The sequence below is a fragment of the Shimia isoporae genome (assembly GCF_004346865.1).
Lineage (GTDB): Bacteria > Pseudomonadota > Alphaproteobacteria > Rhodobacterales > Rhodobacteraceae > Shimia > Shimia isoporae.
Genome location: NZ_SMGR01000001.1, coordinates 35,917 through 50,528, shown reverse-complemented (window position 1 = coordinate 50,528; position 14,612 = coordinate 35,917). Strand labels below are relative to the sequence as shown.

Below are 14,612 nucleotides of genomic sequence, written 5' to 3'. Positions count from 1 at the left end.
TAGACTGAAACACAGCGCCAAGACAATGGAAACGTCGCCCCTTGCCCAGCCCGGCTACCCCTCAACGAAGAACGGGCCCTGATCAGGGCCCGCAATCGATTCACATGAAAGAGTGGCTCTCACCAGGCGTAAGTGACCAGTTCTTCATCACCACTGGTCTCGTATGCCGCGATCCGCTCCTTTGCGTGGTCCAGAAAAGCCGCCCGCGCCTCGGGCATCCAGCCCCGCATCCGCGCGAGGTTGTTGCCGTGATCGCCCCAGTAGTAGTGGCGGAAGTAACCGAGGTTCTCCAACAGGTATTTCTCCTCTTCCAGAACCTGCAACGCAGTAGGCATGACAAACTCACCTGACTTGACCTCTTGCTCCAGAACTGTTCCCGGCTGGATCGCCAGAGCCATTGGCGCAATTTCTTCAGGCTTCAGGATGTTCAAAAGGTCAGTGGTTTCCTTGATGTGCTGCTCTGATCCGTTTCGACCACCCAAGCCGAAGATGAAGGACAGCAAAACCTCGATCCCTGCGGCTTTGGCAAGCTCCATACCTTCAATGGCTTCCTGCGGAGTCATCCGTTTCTTCACGCGATCCAGCACAAACGGATCACCGGACTCAAGACCGGCATAAGCTTTTGTGACACCGGCCGCGCGCAGCGCTTTGAGTTCATCAAGCGATTTGCGCCGAAAGTCATTCAGACAACTATAAAGCGCGATGTTCTGGATCTCCGGAAAGGTCGCGTTGATCTTTTCGAGCACCTTCAAAAGGAACTCGGTCTTTAGAACCATCACGTTGCCATCAATCAAAAAGATTGATTCCACATGCGGATTGCGCGCGCGCAAGGCATCTATGTCGGCAAAAATCTCTTCCAGTTTCTTGCGGGTGAAACGCTTGTCGATGAACATGCTGCAAAAAGTGCAGGTGTTGTTGGAGCAGCCAAGCGTCACTTGTATTAACTCGCTCTCGGCTTCGATCCAGGGACGATAGAGTTTTCCTTCAAAGGGCATGATGCACTCCTTTCAAAGACGGCCTCCCAACCCGGGCGGCGTGTTCGGATCATCATGAAATAGCTGCTCTGCTGTCACGGAAAACCAGCGCAAACCGAAACGAGAATTCGGGTTTCGCGGATAATCGCCCAGACGTCTAAAGGCCTTCCAACCAAACCTTTCCTTTCCGAAAGCCGCCCTTGATCAGAAATCCGTCTCGTTCAACTTCGGGATATTCGTCGGCCCAATCCCGGAACTTGTCCTTGCTCACCACCCGTGCGCCCATTTCTCGTGCAGCCCGCAGGATCGTAGCATCCGCAGGCTCCCCCTTGGGCACCACCAACACGCGCTCCGGTGAAACGTCCAACGCCAAAGCAAACTCGGCGTCGTCCCAATAGTAATCTGCCACCAGATAGCCTGCGTTTGCGTCAAACATCACCCCAGGTACTAGTTCTGCCGCAATCAACCTATCCACAACCTCGCGCACGGCTTGCAGGTCAGGTTCACCATCCCGCCAGAAAAGAACATTGGAGCCATCAACGATCACATGATCTGCTTTCGCTTTCTCGGCACTGGATCGGCGTAGATGCGTCCACAGCCGTACCACCAGCCATCTTATGATCCGTGACAACAAGAAGGCCACACAAGCAAATGCAGCCATAAAGGCAATCACAAACCCTGCCTCGGGTTGCGAAAAAAATTCAGACATCAAATCACTCAAATAAGGCTCATCCAGTCAGAGGCAAACTTGCCTGCAACCAAGAACGCCTGCAACAAAATATTTTTTAATATCAGGTTGTTATGAAACTATGGAGTCACCAAAAAACCGGCACCGCGTTTCCGCGATGCCGGCCAATTTCTCGTCTGATCCAAATATCAGAAGTGTGCGGACTTCGTACCAGCAGGCACCTGCAGCGGCGGTGCGAATTTGGTCAGGTCAATGCCTTCGACCGCCTGCTTGTACTCTTCCAGAGTTGGCGTACGGCCAAGGATGGCAGAAAGAACCACCAGCGGGGTGGAACCCAGCAGGGATTCACCTTTCTTGGTCGCGCTGTCGGCAACGACACGCCCTTGGAACAGGCGGGTTGACGTCGCCAGCACTGTATCACCCTTTGCAGCCTTCTCCTGGTTACCCATGCAGAGGTTACAGCCCGGACGCTCGAGATAGAGAATGTTCTCGTACTCGGTGCGAGCCTGCTGTTTCGGGAACAGATCATCAAAGGTGAAGCCGGAGTAGCGTTCAAGGATCTCCCAGTCGCCCTCTTCCTTCAGTTCATCAATGATGTTGTAGGTCGGTGCCGCAACAACCAGCGGTGCCTTGAACTCGACCTTGCCGTTGGCAGCTTCGAGGTTCTTCAGCATCTGCGCCACGATCTTGATATCGCCCTTGTGCACCATGCACGAACCGACAAAGCCCAGATCGATGTGCTTCTCCGCTTTGTAGTAGGACACAGGGCGGATGGTGTCGTGGGTATAGCGCTTGGACACGTCCGCGTTGTTCACGTCAGGGTCAGCGATCATCGGCTCAACGATTTCGTCCAGATCAACAACCACTTCGGCAAAGTACTTTGCGTTTGCGTCCGGAGTCAGCGCCGGCTTCTCACCGGATTTGATTTCCGCAATACGCTTGTCCGCCTTGTCGATCAGGCTCTGCAGCATGCCGTTTTCATGCTCCATGCCTTTGTCCATCATGATCTGGATGCGCGACTTGGCCAGTTCCAGAGAGCCGATCAGGGTCTCGTCATTGGAGATACAGACAGAGGCCTTCGCCTTCATCTCTGCGGTCCAGTCGGTGAAGGTGAACGCTTGGTCCGCCAGCAGCGTGCCAATGTGCACTTCGATCACACGACCCTGGAAGACGTTGTCGCCGTGCTGCGCCAGCATCTGCTGCTGGGTTGCGTGCACCACGTCGCGGAAGTCCATGTGGTCGGCCATTTTGCCTTTGAAGGTCACTTTCACAGACTCAGGGATCGGCATGGATGCTTCGCCGGTCGCCAGCGCCAGCGCTACGGTGCCCGAGTCCGCGCCAAACGCGACGCCTTTGGACATACGGGTGTGGCTGTCGCCGCCGATGATCACGTCCCAGTCGCTGACCGTGATGTCGTTCAGCACTTTGTGGATCACGTCGGTCATCGCGTGGTATTCACCCTTCGGGTCGCGACCGGTGACCAGGCCGAAGTCGTTCATGAACTTCATCAGACGCGGGGTGTTGGCCTGTGCCTTGGCATCCCAAACCGACGCGGTGTGACAGCCGGACTGATACGCACCATCCACGATCGGCGACACAACGGTGGCAGCCATCGCTTCAAGCTCTTGCATGGTCATCAGGCCGGTAGTGTCCTGCGACCCGACGATGTTGACCTTTACCCGCACGTCGGAACCCGCGTGCAATGTTTTGCCCGGAGTGGTGCCCACAGCGTTCTTGTTGAAGATCTTCTCAACGGCAGTCAGACCCTGACCTTCGTGGCTGATTTCTTTGGATTTCGCGAACACCGGTGTTGGCTCAACGCCCAGCGCCTCGGCGGCGAATGTCTGCAGCTTCTTACCAAAGACGATGGCGTAAGACCCGCCCGCCTTCATGAACTCGACCTTCTGAGGGGTGAAGGCAGCGGACACATCCACCAGCTCGTCACCATCTTCGCTCAGCAGCTTCTGGTTCTTGGTGTTGATCTTGAGGACCGTGCCGGTTTCCACAGAGTACTTCTCTTCGAGAACCGGGTTGCCGTCGTTGTTCATTACGACGTTGCCGTCTTCATCAACTTTCTTGACCCAGTTCTTCAGGTCCAGACCAATGCCGCCGGTCACCCCAACTGTTGTCAGGAAGATCGGCGAAATGCCGTTGGTGCCCGCCACGATCGGCGCATAGTTCACAAACGGTACGTACGGGCTGGCTTGCTTACCGGTCCAGAGTGCTACGTTGTTCACACCGGACATCCGCGAGGAGCCAACACCCATTGTGCCTTTTTCGGCAATCAGCATGACCTGCTTGCCAGGATGCTGCAGTTTCAGCTCTTCAATGTGCTTCTGCGCGGCTTCGGAGATCATGCATTTGCCGTGCAGCTCACGGTCGGCGCGGGAGTGCGCTTCGGCACCTGGCGACAGAAGGTCGGTAGAGATATCGCCTTCGCCAGCCACAAAGGTCACAACCTCGATTTCTTCCTGCACGTCCGGCAGCTCGGTGAAGAACTCGGCCTTGGCGTAGCTTTCCAGCAGATCTTTGGCGACCGCATTGCCCGCGTCCAGCGCGTCCTTCAGACGGCTCATGTCCGCGTCATACAGGAACACCTGAGTTTTCAGAACCTCGGCAGCCTGCCTGGCAATGCCTTCGTCTTCACCCAGCGCCAGATCAATCAGAACATCAACCGAGGGGCCACCCTTCATATGGCTCAGCATTTCAAATGCGAACTCTTGGGAAATCTCGGCCACTTCGACGGAACCCAGAACGATCTCTTTCAGGAACGCTGCCTTCACACCTGCGGCGCTCGTGGTGCCGGGCAGGGTGTTGTAGATGAAGAAGTTCAACGCGCCTTCACGCGCTTCGTTGCCGGTGTCTTTGATCAGGTCGATCAGCTCTGCCACAAGCGGGCCGCCGTCGATGGGTTTCGGGCTCAAACCCTGCTCTTTGCGGGTTTCGATCTCTGCGAGGTAATCGGAATACAAGCTCATGATGATCCTAGCGATTTGGTGTTGGCTGATGCATGAACACCGAGTCTCAAGCTTATTTTTAAGGCTCGGGGGTTATTTGTATGCGGCTGTATACCAAACAGATATGACTTGCAAGCCGTTCCACAAGGTCAAAGCGGTCCGGAATAGGTCAAACTGTTTGCACTCATTGCCGCGTAGCGCCCTTCTGCCACAACCCGAGGGCCACTGCCAAACCTTTCAAACGGTCACAAGGCCGCACTAGGCAGCAATTGGCCGCGCGCCACCGCGTACCCGCATCAAAAGGGCAACCATGATCCCGATGTTGAGACCGTTCCACGCGATCCCGTTGATAAACGCCAGCCCGTAACTGCCGCTCACATCATATATCCAGCCAGACATCCAACCGCCCAGCGCCATGCCCATAATCGTTGCCATCATGACGAACCCGACACGGCTGCCGGCTTCTTTCGCGGGCATGTATTCACGCACAACCAAGGCATAGGCCGGCACGATGCCACCCTGCGCCAGCCCAAAGGCCGCGCTCACCAGATAAAGCGGTACAAGCCCGTCAAACGGCAGGAACAGGAAGAGCGCGAGGCATTGTAGAACCGAACCGATCAACAACGTGACAACACCGCCCAGCTTGTCCGCCACCAGCCCGCTCACCAGACGGGACACAACACCACCCAACAGCATAAGCGCAAGCATCTCCGCACCCACGGCTGGTCCGTATCCGAGATCCACACAGAAACTCACAATGTGCACTTGAGGCATGCTCATCGCTACGCAACAGCCGACGCCGGCAAGACCAAGCACCCACATCAAAACTGCAGGTTTGAAAGGGGCCGCAGCCTGACGCGCGTCAGCGGCCTGTTGCTGTGCCGCCAAAGCCTCTGCCGGCACGCGCGGGCGCAACAACAACGCGAGAGGCACCACAGCCAGCAGCGTTATCACCGCCAGTGCCACGAACACTCCGCGCCAACCATAGTCGGCCTGAACCCCACTCAGCAGCATCGGCCAAATCGCGCCCGACAGGTAATTCCCGCTCGCTGCAATGGCCACAGCGATGCCCCGCCGCTTTTGGAACCAAAGCGACACATCCGCGATCAGCGGCCCGAAACCGACCGCCGTTCCAAACCCGAGAAAGAAATGCACCAAAGACAGGATGGCCACCGAAGGGCTTACAGCGGCAAGCCCGTAGCTCACAGCGCTTAACACAGCTGCCCCGATCAGCGATTTCGTCACACCAAACCGGTCCACCGCCTGTCCAATGGCAAAATTACCGACCGCGAAACCGATCATCGTCAAAACGTAAGGCACACTCGCTCCGGCCCGATCAATCCCGAACTCGGCCTGAATTGACGGCATCACAACGATCACCGCCCACATGCCCACATTGGCAAAGACAGCGATCAAAAGAGTGATCGCGAGTCTTATCCAACTGTACCGGCTGTCGAGAACGGGATGGGTCATTCCGCCACGCTAGGGGGCAAAACCCGCCCTGTATAGCGCCAGAACGACATGTCCCTGCTGACAAACAAAAACGGGCCACCCCACCGGATGACCCGCCTCAATCTCATTCTGTCAATCTCAGGCCGAGTAACGGTCCATCACCGTTCGCGTCACCGCTTCCACGAATTTCTCGTTTTGCGTCAGCCCATGCACCCACTGCAACGTCCCCACACAGAAGACCTCGCCTTTGCCTTTCTTCATATTGGTGATCGCCGCGCAGCCGCGCACAAACTTGTCGAGGTTCTCAGGCGTCACCTCAAGTCCCAAGGTCTCGACGTATTGCACTGCGTCCCGCTCTGCCGGCCCAAGGAAATGCGCTTCTGGCGGATGGCCGTGATCGGTTTCCTCACCCGCAATCGCGGGAGCCAATGCAAGGATCTCAAGATCCATCGGCGCGCCATCTTCTCCCGTCGGATAGGGCAACCCGTAACGGAACGTGTACTCGATCCCGTCCACCTCGGAGCCAATCACCGGCACTGAACCGCCGAGGATGTCTCCGTAATACAAGTCCGCATCGGCAAAGGCCCAGTGCTTGTTGCGATATACCGTAAAGCCTCCGGACCCGCGCGGCGTCGCGCCGCCGATCATCGCGTAAACACCCTTGTGGCCGTTTACGCCCCAAGTGGTCACCGGCGGGTTGTTCGCCCCGTCATGCTGATGCCACCAGGTCGACGCCAGATGCCGCGTCGCCGGATCAGCCCATACCGGGTCTTTCTCGTGCTGGTGCTTGTAGCAAATCTGCACGCCGTCCTCGAACCGCACCTGCCAGTTGATGTTGCCCGCAAAGCGCGCAAACTTGCCGCCTGCCTCGATAAACCGGTCAAAGGCATTGCGGTTTTCCGGCGTGACATACTCGTCATGCCCCACAGTGACGCACATCTTGTATTTGTCGAGCAGGTTGGGATGCTCCACAAAATCATGCTGGCTGGCGTATTCGATATTATAGCCTTCCCGCTCCGCCCAGCGTGCAAAATGGCTGTCATAACCAGCCCAACCGGCCAGCATGTTTTTAAAGCTCAGGCCATTCGCAAGATAATATTCCGTAGACGGGTAACGGGGCGGTGCCCCAATCGGGAAATCTTCATACCGGCGCGGCTTCCAGCCCCATGTCGGCGTGCCTTCCGGCTGCCGGATAAACCCGCGCGCCCAAGGCCGGTGGATGTGCTGCGTGACCGAATAGGCGGTGTCGCGGGTTTCCATACCGCCGCCACCGGCTTCCGGCGGAATGCGATAGGCGCTGCCGCCGCCAAAGTCGGTATAGGCCAGCCATGTGCCGGTCGACAGAATGAACAGAATATCGCTGTTCGCACCGGGATCCTTGGCACGGAGCGTAAAAAACGCTTCCTGCTCAATCACCAACCCGTCGCGTTCAACCTCCAGCACAAGAATATAGCCGCCGGATTTCCAGTCTTCGGGAATGGTGAACCTGTGACTAACCGGCCAGCCGCATCCCTTCTCGTAACAATCAATCGGGGTCTCGTAGTAACCGGCGGTCAGGCCCTCCATGACCTCCTTGGTTTCCAACTCGGCGCCATCACGCTGGATGGTCAGCTTGTAGCTGTCTGCCGTGGTGTTCACATGCAGCGCCACCTCGTCACCGGGGGCATAGCTCATCTTGTCGGTATAGCCCCAGACCTCCAGGTCGTTGGGGTCATTGGACGGGAACTCATACCAATACGGCAGATTCATCACCCAGTTGCGCGCACCTTGCGTCGGCGGGATACGATCGCGCTGCAACGGCGAAACCAAGGCGCTTTCCAACCCGTCAAATGTCTCCGCCTCGGCCCTTGCACCAGTCAAAGCTCCCGCAGCAGCCGCAGCACCAGCCGCGCCTTTCAGAACCGTGCGGCGATCCAGTTTCCGTGGTTCCTGACCGTCCATCGGTTCGGTTTCCGGTGCTTTTTCGGGACCACTGCTATTGTCATGCTCAGACATGAGTTCTCCAAATAATTCTTAAAAAAATCAATTCGCTACCGCCGAAATACGGCGGAAAAATACTTTCGTTTCCGCGCAACCATCACGTGTCCTATTGCCAATGTCAAATGAACTCATGGCAACGAATGAACACGAATTCAGGTGCCGGCCACCTGTTGGTGCACTTCGATCACATTGCCTTCGGGATCGTGAAAAAACACCTGATGCCACTCTTTGGCAAACGCGGTTCCATAGTCTGAATACGGCACATTGTTTTCTTCCAGCACCTTCAGGAACGCCGCCAGATCATCGGTGCGAAACGCAATGTGACCCCGATCCACCGGATTGATCACCTGCCCGTTTACAAACGCCACATCCAGCCGCCGCTCCGCCAGATGCATCTGCATGTCCCCGTCCGTGGCAAAGCGGATCTTGCCATCATAACCTTTTCCGGAATCCGCCTCGGTCCGCGGAAACTCGGCTTGGGCGATATCATCGAGCCCAAGAACCCTGGTGTAAAAATCATGCAGCCGGTCCACATCTCGGGACACGAAATTGATGTGGTGGAATTCGAGTTTCATGGTCGGCTCCGCTAGAGACTTGGATGCCTACATAGAGCCGACATGACGCAACCGGTTCAACCCTCGCCGGACACCTTTGCCAAACTCTGCTCGGGAAACGGCGGCTCCCCATAACTATGGAACTCGCCATCCTCGGATTTGAACGCCCAGCGCGCGACCAAAAGCTGGTACTCGCGCTCATACCATTCTTCGTCGTCTTCAACGATGCGCGTGCGCCATGATCCCTGAACCCTGGTCGGAAGACGGACATCCCTGCGTTTGGGGGCCCTTGCGCCTTTCGGTCCATAAATGGTGGCATTCTCCCACATGTGACGCAGCAGCGTGACCAACTCGACGGCATTTTTCTTTCTGCGCCCGGCAAAGATCACATCAACCTCGACCCCGTTTGCCACAAGCCCTTTGATGATGATGTCCTGACGGGAGTTCTTACCGAACTTGGGAATCAGGTTCACGGTCAATTCCGTCGGGGGCTTTTTGAACAGCCCGCGATCTTCGTAGGCCGGAGTGACCATTGCAGGATTGGTGATGCGTTTCTTCAAGATTTCGGGTCCGGAGCTGCGCAGAGTGTAGGTAATGGTTAAGCAGCGCTATGTTTTGCCGAAATGCCTTAACAATTTATGTGCAGACCCAAGAGCAGCCCCGCAGAACGGGGCTGACGCTTTGCCGACGTAATACCGACGCTTTGCAGACAAGTGTTATTGGCCCAGCGCTTGCCCCAGATCCGCAATCAGATCATCCGCATGTTCTGCTCCAACAGAGATTCGCAGCAAAGTTTCCGGAATGCCTGTGTGCGGCTCAATCGTGTGGCGATGTTCGACCAGACTTTCCACGCCACCCAAGGAAGTCGCCCGATGAAACAGCTTCAGGCGTCCAGCCACTTTCAGCGCCGTTTCGCGATCGCCTTTGACCAAAAAAGACATCAGGAAACCAAATCCGCCCGGCATCTGCGTCCGTGCGAGGGCGTGTCCCTCATGGCTTGGTACCCCGGGATAAAGAACAGTTTCCACCTTCGGATGATCGCTCAAATAGTTTGCGATTTGCATGGCGTTATCCACCATTCTCTCGACTCTGATCGCCATGGTGCGCATACCACGCAGCAAGAGCCACGCCTCAAACGGCCCCATCACCGCGCCCGCACTGCCGCGGTCGGTTTCGATCTCTTCCCAGACCGGCGAAACTTCCTTGCAAATCAAAACGCCACCAAGCACATCCGAGTGCCCGTTGATCACTTTGGTGGTGGAATGCATCACGATATCTGCACCAAGTTTCAACGGGTTGGTCAAAACCGGAGAGGCTGCCGTGCTGTCTACGGCCAATAGGGCGCCACAGCTTTCCGCAGCCTTCTTCGCTGCGCCAACATCTGTGATCTTGAGCCATGGATTGCTCGGTGTTTCGACCCAGACAATATTGGCCGGTCCCTTGGAACAGACCGCCTCCAATGCCGCCGCATCGCTGGCATCCACTTCATCAACAACAATTTGCCGACGCTCGCAAAATTCGCGAACCCACTTGGTCGTGTTCCAGTAAATACCGGACTGGATCACAACCCGCCCGCCACTTGGAACAGTTCGGAAAAGCGCGGCGATTGCCGCCATACCGGAGGGAAACAACAACGCGGCAACACCGCCTTCGAGCTGCGCGAGAACGGTCTCGGCCTGACGCACGACGTCATTGTGAGGCCGCGCGTAAACGTTGTTTGGATTCAGAGGGTTATAGTATTCATCCCGCACATAGGTCGTGGCAGGTTGAATCGGTGGCACCACTCCACCGCTTTGCTCGTCGATCGCCCCGCCTGCTTGCGCCAACAGGGTTTCCGGCCGCATATCCTTGATTTCCATGATCTTTCCCTCTCGCTCTTGGCGCATAAATGATCCCAGCCAAACCAAACTTGCAACCCCACCGTATGCCCGTGTAACACCTCGTCATGGCCCGCGTGATACTCTTCAACAAACCCTTCGACGTCTTGTCGCAATTCACTGATAAAGGCACCGAAGGTTCCACGCGCCGCACGTTGTCCGAATTCATCGACGTACCCAAGGTCTATCCCGCCGGTCGCCTTGACCGCGACAGCGAGGGTCTGTTGGTGCTCACTGACGACGGCAAGCTACAGGCCCGCATCTCCAACCCCCGGCACAAGATGTCCAAAACCTACTGGGTTCAGGTCGAAGGTATCCCGGACGAAACCGCGCTGGCGGCTTTGCGCAATGGTGTCACTCTCAAGGATGGTCCGACAAAACCGGCGCAAGCAAAACGCATCGATGAACCCGCAGGTCTCTGGCCACGCACTCCACCCATTCGCGTACGTAAATCCGTGCCCGACAGCTGGATCGAACTGACCATTCGAGAGGGTCGCAACAGGCAGGTTCGGCGCATGACCGCCGCCGTAGGGCACCCCACACTACGCCTGATCCGCGCACGCATCGGGGACTGGTCGCTGGGCGACATCGAGAGTGGCCGCTGGCGCGACGCATAGTCACCTGAACATGGCAACAACTGCCCACTTTTCCTGTGGATAAACACCAAATATAGTGGACAGCAAACAACGACCGCCGTAACTGCGGCGGCACTAAACGGATCAAGGGCAACGGGCATGGCGCATATCATTGTGGTCGGCAACGAAAAAGGCGGCGCGGGCAAATCCACGCTGTCGATGCACATCGCAACCGCACTCACCCGCATGGGGCACAAGGTTGGTGCGCTCGACCTGGACTTGCGCCAAAAGAGCTTCGGCCGCTACGTAGAGAACCGGCGCAACTACGCCAAAGAGCATGGTCTCGAACTGCCAACGCCGGATTACCACGACCTCCCCGAAATAGATCCATCCTCGCTGCAACCAGGCGAAAACATTTACGACCACCGGCTTTCGGCCGCTGTGGCAACGCTGGAGCCTGACAGCGATTTCATCCTGATCGACTGCCCCGGGTCGCATACCCGTCTGTCTCAAGTTGCCCATTCTCTGGCGGACACATTGGTGACGCCACTCAACGACAGCTTTGTCGATTTTGACCTGCTGGCCCACATTGACGGCGATGCCGACAAAATCCTCGGCCCCTCTGTCTACTCGGAGATGGTCTGGAACGCCCGACAGCTTCGCGCACAGGCAGGCCTGCAGCCCATCGATTGGATCGTGATGCGTAACCGAATGGGCGCACAGCAAATGGTCAACAAGGAGAAAATGGGCAAGGCGCTGGACAAGCTGGCCAAACGCATCGGTTTCCGCGTCGCTCCGGGCTTCAACGAGCGTGTGATTTTCCGCGAACTTTTCCCGCGTGGTATCACTCTGCTGGATCTGCGCGACATCGGTGTGAAGCAGCTCAACATTTCCAACGTTGCTGCGCGTCAGGAATTGCGCGAACTGATCAAGGCGCTCAACCTGCCTGGCGTCACAGCCGATTTCTGATCGCCCCGTGACCGCGCCCACGGCCATAAACACGAGGCGCAATCGCCTGACTGTAATGGCGGGTCTTGCTGTCGCCGAGCTTTTCGCGGTGATCATTACTTATCAGGTCATGGCCTCTATCGAATGCCGCCAGACCGAGATTGAATTCGCCTGCCGTGCGTTGCGTTCCATGACCGCCCGCGGTCTTGCAGTGATCACGGTGCTGGCTTTGTGTTTCTGGCTGCGACCGCGCGCCTATCAAGCGCTGCGAGACAGCGCGAAATACACGCCGGGCCAAAGCATTTGGCTAGCGCTTCATACTCTAGGCGTCCTTATGATTTTTCTGCCGCTCCCTTTGTTCGGTGCGGCGGAAATCTCGCAGGAGTTCCTGCCGACGCTTCTCATCATGTCGCTTGGCGGAGCCTTTGCGGCCATGGGGGCGCTGTTCTGGATAACGCCTGCAAACAAGTGGTGGCGCTGGCTACGGTCGGAAGGGTATTTTCTGCCAATCGCTATTCTCGGCGCCTGCGTTGTGCCGGACCTTGCCGACTTGATCCGACCACTCTGGAACCTCTCCAACCTGTCCAGTCTGACGTTCTTTCTGGTTTTTCTCGTGCTTGTTGCACTTGGATTCGAGGTTGGTGTCGATCCGGCCACCTATGTCATCGGTTACGACGAGTTCTTCGTTCAAATTGCCGCTCAGTGCTCTGGTGTAGAAGGTATCGCGCTGATCACGATCTTCATGGCGCTATACGCCATGCTTATGAAAGATGATCTGCATATGCGCCGCTTCTGGCTGGTGCTTTTCCCGCTGGCCGTGCTTTGCAGCTGGTTCTTTAATATCCTGCGCATCGCGATCCTGATCATCATTGGGGCCGAAGTCTCGCCTGAACATGCATTGAACGGGTTCCACTCCTATGCAGGCTGGCTCATGTTTACTGCCGTTGCCCTCGCTGTTGTCGCTGTTGCGCACCGCTGGTCATGGCTACACCGGTCTCCCCGCGCCCCTGATCCGCAGACACGATTTGCCGAGGAAAGCCTCGCGGCACTTATCGTGCCGTTTATTGTGATGATGCTTTCGGGCGTCGTTGCGTCGGCCTTCTGGCCGACGCCATCCGATGCTTACCCCTACCGCGCTGTGGCGATGGCCTGCGCCTTATTGTACTTCCGCCCCGCTCTGCTGCGGCTGCTTCAGCGCCCTGAGGCAAAGTCAGTCCTGGTCGGACTGGCTGTTGGAGCACTCTGGCTGGTTACGGCGCCTGTCGCGATCAGCCAAGGCGAGCAACCTTCGGCCGTCTGGATTATGTTCCGTCTCATTGGCACCATCGCGCTTGTTCCCGTGATCGAAGAGTTGTTCTTCCGCGGGTATTTGCAAAACCGATTGTTGCGCGGCGGCATGATCTGGACTGTGCTGGCGCTGCTTTTGCCGAACTTGCTTTTTGGACTCCTGCACGAGCGCTACGTTGCCGGGATGTTGGCAGGCCTCGCCTTCGGCTGGCTCGCTATGCATAAACAGGGTCTCGCAAATGCAATCGCGGCCCATGGGGCCGCGAACGCTTTGATTGCTTTATATGCGCTGATCACCGCCAATTGGGCATTGATCTAGGAACCGATTCAATCCGCTTTTTTGCGGCGACGACGAAGTTCCCATACCAGCGCAAGCGTTGCCAGAACGGCAGCCAACGCCAGCAGGCCAGCGCCCGCATCGATTTCCGGAACGGCATTGGAGCCGCCCGTGCTACCGCCGGTGCTACCACCGCCCCAACGCTCGAACCAGCGCCACCACCAACCACTACGGCTACCGGAATCTTGCGCCAAAGCGGAAGTCGCAGTCATCAACGTTGTGCTTGCGGTAATCAGAGCCAACTTGGCTGTCGTTTTAAAACCCATAATCCCTCTCCCGGGAAAAACTAAACTTTGCGCCAAAATGCCACGACAGACGGGGGACAGGCAAGAGCAACGCCACATTTTCGCCGCAAAGCAGAGTGATTGTCTCCGCTCGGAAAACAATCCCCGCCAAACTTCCTTTTTGTTAGGGTTCGCCATCCCGCAATGCCTGGGAAACAGGCGTTTCGCCCGAATCGGGCACCCCGCCCAACCGCGCCAAAGTGCGTTTCAATTGTGCGACGTCTTCAGCAGAAAACCCATCCAAAAGACTTGCCTCATATCGCTCGGCCGTATCGCGCAGATCGCGATAGACAGTCTCTCCAGCAGCGGTCAGAACAAGCCACTCCACCCGCCGGTCCGTTTCGCTTGGAACGCGTTTCAGGTACCGCCGCTGGGCAAGTCGATACACAGCGCGGCTGATCTTGGTTTTATGGATTTTTGCACGGGTCCCTATCTCCGTAGCTGTCATTTCCCCGAACATCCCCAGGTGAAACAACACCCGCCATTCTGTCCGCAAAAGGCCATACCGGTCTTTGTAAATCTTCTGGAACGCAAGGCTGCTTTCCTCGGCGGCCTGATTCAGCAGATAAGGCAGGAAACCGAGCAGGTCGAACCCCTCGGTGTGGGCAGTTTTCGTCATGATTTCTCGCGCCTCCCGCTTGTTAGTTACAAAATCAACTATTACCGATGCAACCAAATTCGAGATGGAGACAAAAGTGA

General features: G+C 56.9%; 13 protein-coding genes. 3 read left to right on the top strand and 10 right to left on the bottom strand.

The window, feature by feature from the left end; all coding sequences use genetic code 11:
- Nucleotides 1–119: 119 nt before the first annotated feature.
- The 8 genes from BXY66_RS00240 to BXY66_RS00205 form a co-directional block, all read right to left on the bottom strand.
- Entirely contained in the window at nucleotides 120–995 is an 876-nt protein-coding gene (locus tag BXY66_RS00240) for a radical SAM protein (protein ID WP_132858185.1), read from the bottom strand.
- Nucleotides 996–1,131: 136 nt separating this feature from the next.
- Nucleotides 1,132–1,683, bottom strand: coding sequence for an NYN domain-containing protein (locus BXY66_RS00235; protein WP_243694256.1), 552 nt, complete (start codon nucleotides 1,681–1,683; stop codon nucleotides 1,132–1,134).
- A 167-nt stretch (nucleotides 1,684–1,850) separates the two neighbouring features.
- Nucleotides 1,851–4,640 carry a bifunctional aconitate hydratase 2/2-methylisocitrate dehydratase gene (locus BXY66_RS00230; protein WP_132858184.1) on the bottom strand — a complete coding sequence of 930 codons (2,790 nt, stop codon included), beginning with the start codon at nucleotides 4,638–4,640 and terminating at the stop codon, nucleotides 1,851–1,853.
- A gap of 237 nt (nucleotides 4,641–4,877) precedes the next feature.
- Nucleotides 4,878–6,092 carry an MFS transporter gene (locus tag BXY66_RS00225; protein WP_132858183.1) on the bottom strand — a complete coding sequence of 405 codons (1,215 nt, stop codon included), beginning with the start codon at nucleotides 6,090–6,092 and terminating at the stop codon, nucleotides 4,878–4,880.
- 117 nt (nucleotides 6,093–6,209) lie between these two features.
- Nucleotides 6,210–8,066 carry a N,N-dimethylformamidase beta subunit family domain-containing protein gene (locus BXY66_RS00220; RefSeq protein ID WP_132858182.1) on the bottom strand — a complete coding sequence of 619 codons (1,857 nt, stop codon included), beginning with the start codon at nucleotides 8,064–8,066 and terminating at the stop codon, nucleotides 6,210–6,212.
- A 137-nt stretch (nucleotides 8,067–8,203) separates the two neighbouring features.
- A complete protein-coding gene (locus tag BXY66_RS00215; protein WP_132858181.1) occupies nucleotides 8,204–8,626 on the bottom strand; it encodes a VOC family protein in 423 nt (140 codons plus the stop codon).
- 56 nt (nucleotides 8,627–8,682) lie between these two features.
- Nucleotides 8,683–9,165 (bottom strand): hypothetical protein, encoded by a 483-nt coding sequence (locus BXY66_RS00210; protein ID WP_132858180.1) that lies wholly within the window; start codon nucleotides 9,163–9,165, stop codon nucleotides 8,683–8,685.
- 156 nt (nucleotides 9,166–9,321) lie between these two features.
- Complete coding sequence (locus BXY66_RS00205) at nucleotides 9,322–10,464, bottom strand: trans-sulfuration enzyme family protein (protein ID WP_132858179.1); 1,143 nt, start codon at nucleotides 10,462–10,464, stop codon at nucleotides 9,322–9,324.
- A gap of 86 nt (nucleotides 10,465–10,550) precedes the next feature.
- On the opposite strand from BXY66_RS00205, the gene BXY66_RS00200 reads away from it, so the two are divergent.
- From BXY66_RS00200 to xrtE, 3 genes are all read left to right on the top strand, one after another.
- Nucleotides 10,551–11,099, top strand: a complete 549-nt coding sequence (locus BXY66_RS00200) for an rRNA large subunit pseudouridine synthase E (RefSeq protein ID WP_132858178.1) — start codon at nucleotides 10,551–10,553, stop codon at nucleotides 11,097–11,099.
- A gap of 117 nt (nucleotides 11,100–11,216) precedes the next feature.
- On the top strand, nucleotides 11,217–12,026 hold the full coding sequence (locus tag BXY66_RS00195) for a division plane positioning ATPase MipZ (protein WP_132858177.1): 810 nt from the start codon (nucleotides 11,217–11,219) through the stop codon (nucleotides 12,024–12,026).
- 55 nt (nucleotides 12,027–12,081) lie between these two features.
- Nucleotides 12,082–13,611 (top strand): exosortase E/protease, VPEID-CTERM system, encoded by a 1,530-nt coding sequence (xrtE, locus tag BXY66_RS00190; protein ID WP_165929063.1) that lies wholly within the window; start codon nucleotides 12,082–12,084, stop codon nucleotides 13,609–13,611.
- An 8-nt stretch (nucleotides 13,612–13,619) separates the two neighbouring features.
- Here the strand turns inward: xrtE and BXY66_RS00185 are convergent, their stop codons facing one another.
- Nucleotides 13,620–13,895 (bottom strand): VPEID-CTERM sorting domain-containing protein, encoded by a 276-nt coding sequence (locus tag BXY66_RS00185; RefSeq protein ID WP_132858175.1) that lies wholly within the window; start codon nucleotides 13,893–13,895, stop codon nucleotides 13,620–13,622.
- Between the two features lie 142 nt (nucleotides 13,896–14,037).
- The gene (locus tag BXY66_RS00180) at nucleotides 14,038–14,532 is read right to left on the bottom strand and encodes a MarR family winged helix-turn-helix transcriptional regulator (protein ID WP_132858174.1); all 495 of its coding nucleotides are present in this window, start codon (nucleotides 14,530–14,532) and stop codon (nucleotides 14,038–14,040) included.
- Between the last annotated feature and the right edge of the window lie 80 nt (nucleotides 14,533–14,612).

What these genes read in the sequence shown, in the direction of transcription:
- xrtE (WP_165929063.1), top strand. Translation starts at nt 12,082, where the DNA reads ATGGCGGGTCTTGCTGTCGCCGAGCTTTTCGCGGTGATCATTACTTAT.
- BXY66_RS00185 (WP_132858175.1), bottom strand. Translation starts at nt 13,895, where the DNA reads ATGGGTTTTAAAACGACAGCCAAGTTGGCTCTGATTACCGCAAGCACA.
- BXY66_RS00205 (WP_132858179.1), bottom strand. Translation starts at nt 10,464, where the DNA reads ATGGAAATCAAGGATATGCGGCCGGAAACCCTGTTGGCGCAAGCAGGC.
- BXY66_RS00200 (WP_132858178.1), top strand. Translation starts at nt 10,551, where the DNA reads ATGGCCCGCGTGATACTCTTCAACAAACCCTTCGACGTCTTGTCGCAA.
- BXY66_RS00215 (WP_132858181.1), bottom strand. Translation starts at nt 8,626, where the DNA reads ATGAAACTCGAATTCCACCACATCAATTTCGTGTCCCGAGATGTGGAC.
- BXY66_RS00225 (WP_132858183.1), bottom strand. Translation starts at nt 6,092, where the DNA reads ATGACCCATCCCGTTCTCGACAGCCGGTACAGTTGGATAAGACTCGCG.
- BXY66_RS00195 (WP_132858177.1), top strand. Translation starts at nt 11,217, where the DNA reads ATGGCGCATATCATTGTGGTCGGCAACGAAAAAGGCGGCGCGGGCAAA.
- BXY66_RS00240 (WP_132858185.1), bottom strand. Translation starts at nt 995, where the DNA reads ATGCCCTTTGAAGGAAAACTCTATCGTCCCTGGATCGAAGCCGAGAGC.
- BXY66_RS00235 (WP_243694256.1), bottom strand. Translation starts at nt 1,683, where the DNA reads ATGTCTGAATTTTTTTCGCAACCCGAGGCAGGGTTTGTGATTGCCTTT.
- BXY66_RS00180 (WP_132858174.1), bottom strand. Translation starts at nt 14,532, where the DNA reads ATGACGAAAACTGCCCACACCGAGGGGTTCGACCTGCTCGGTTTCCTG.
- BXY66_RS00230 (WP_132858184.1), bottom strand. Translation starts at nt 4,640, where the DNA reads ATGAGCTTGTATTCCGATTACCTCGCAGAGATCGAAACCCGCAAAGAG.
- BXY66_RS00220 (WP_132858182.1), bottom strand. Translation starts at nt 8,066, where the DNA reads ATGTCTGAGCATGACAATAGCAGTGGTCCCGAAAAAGCACCGGAAACC.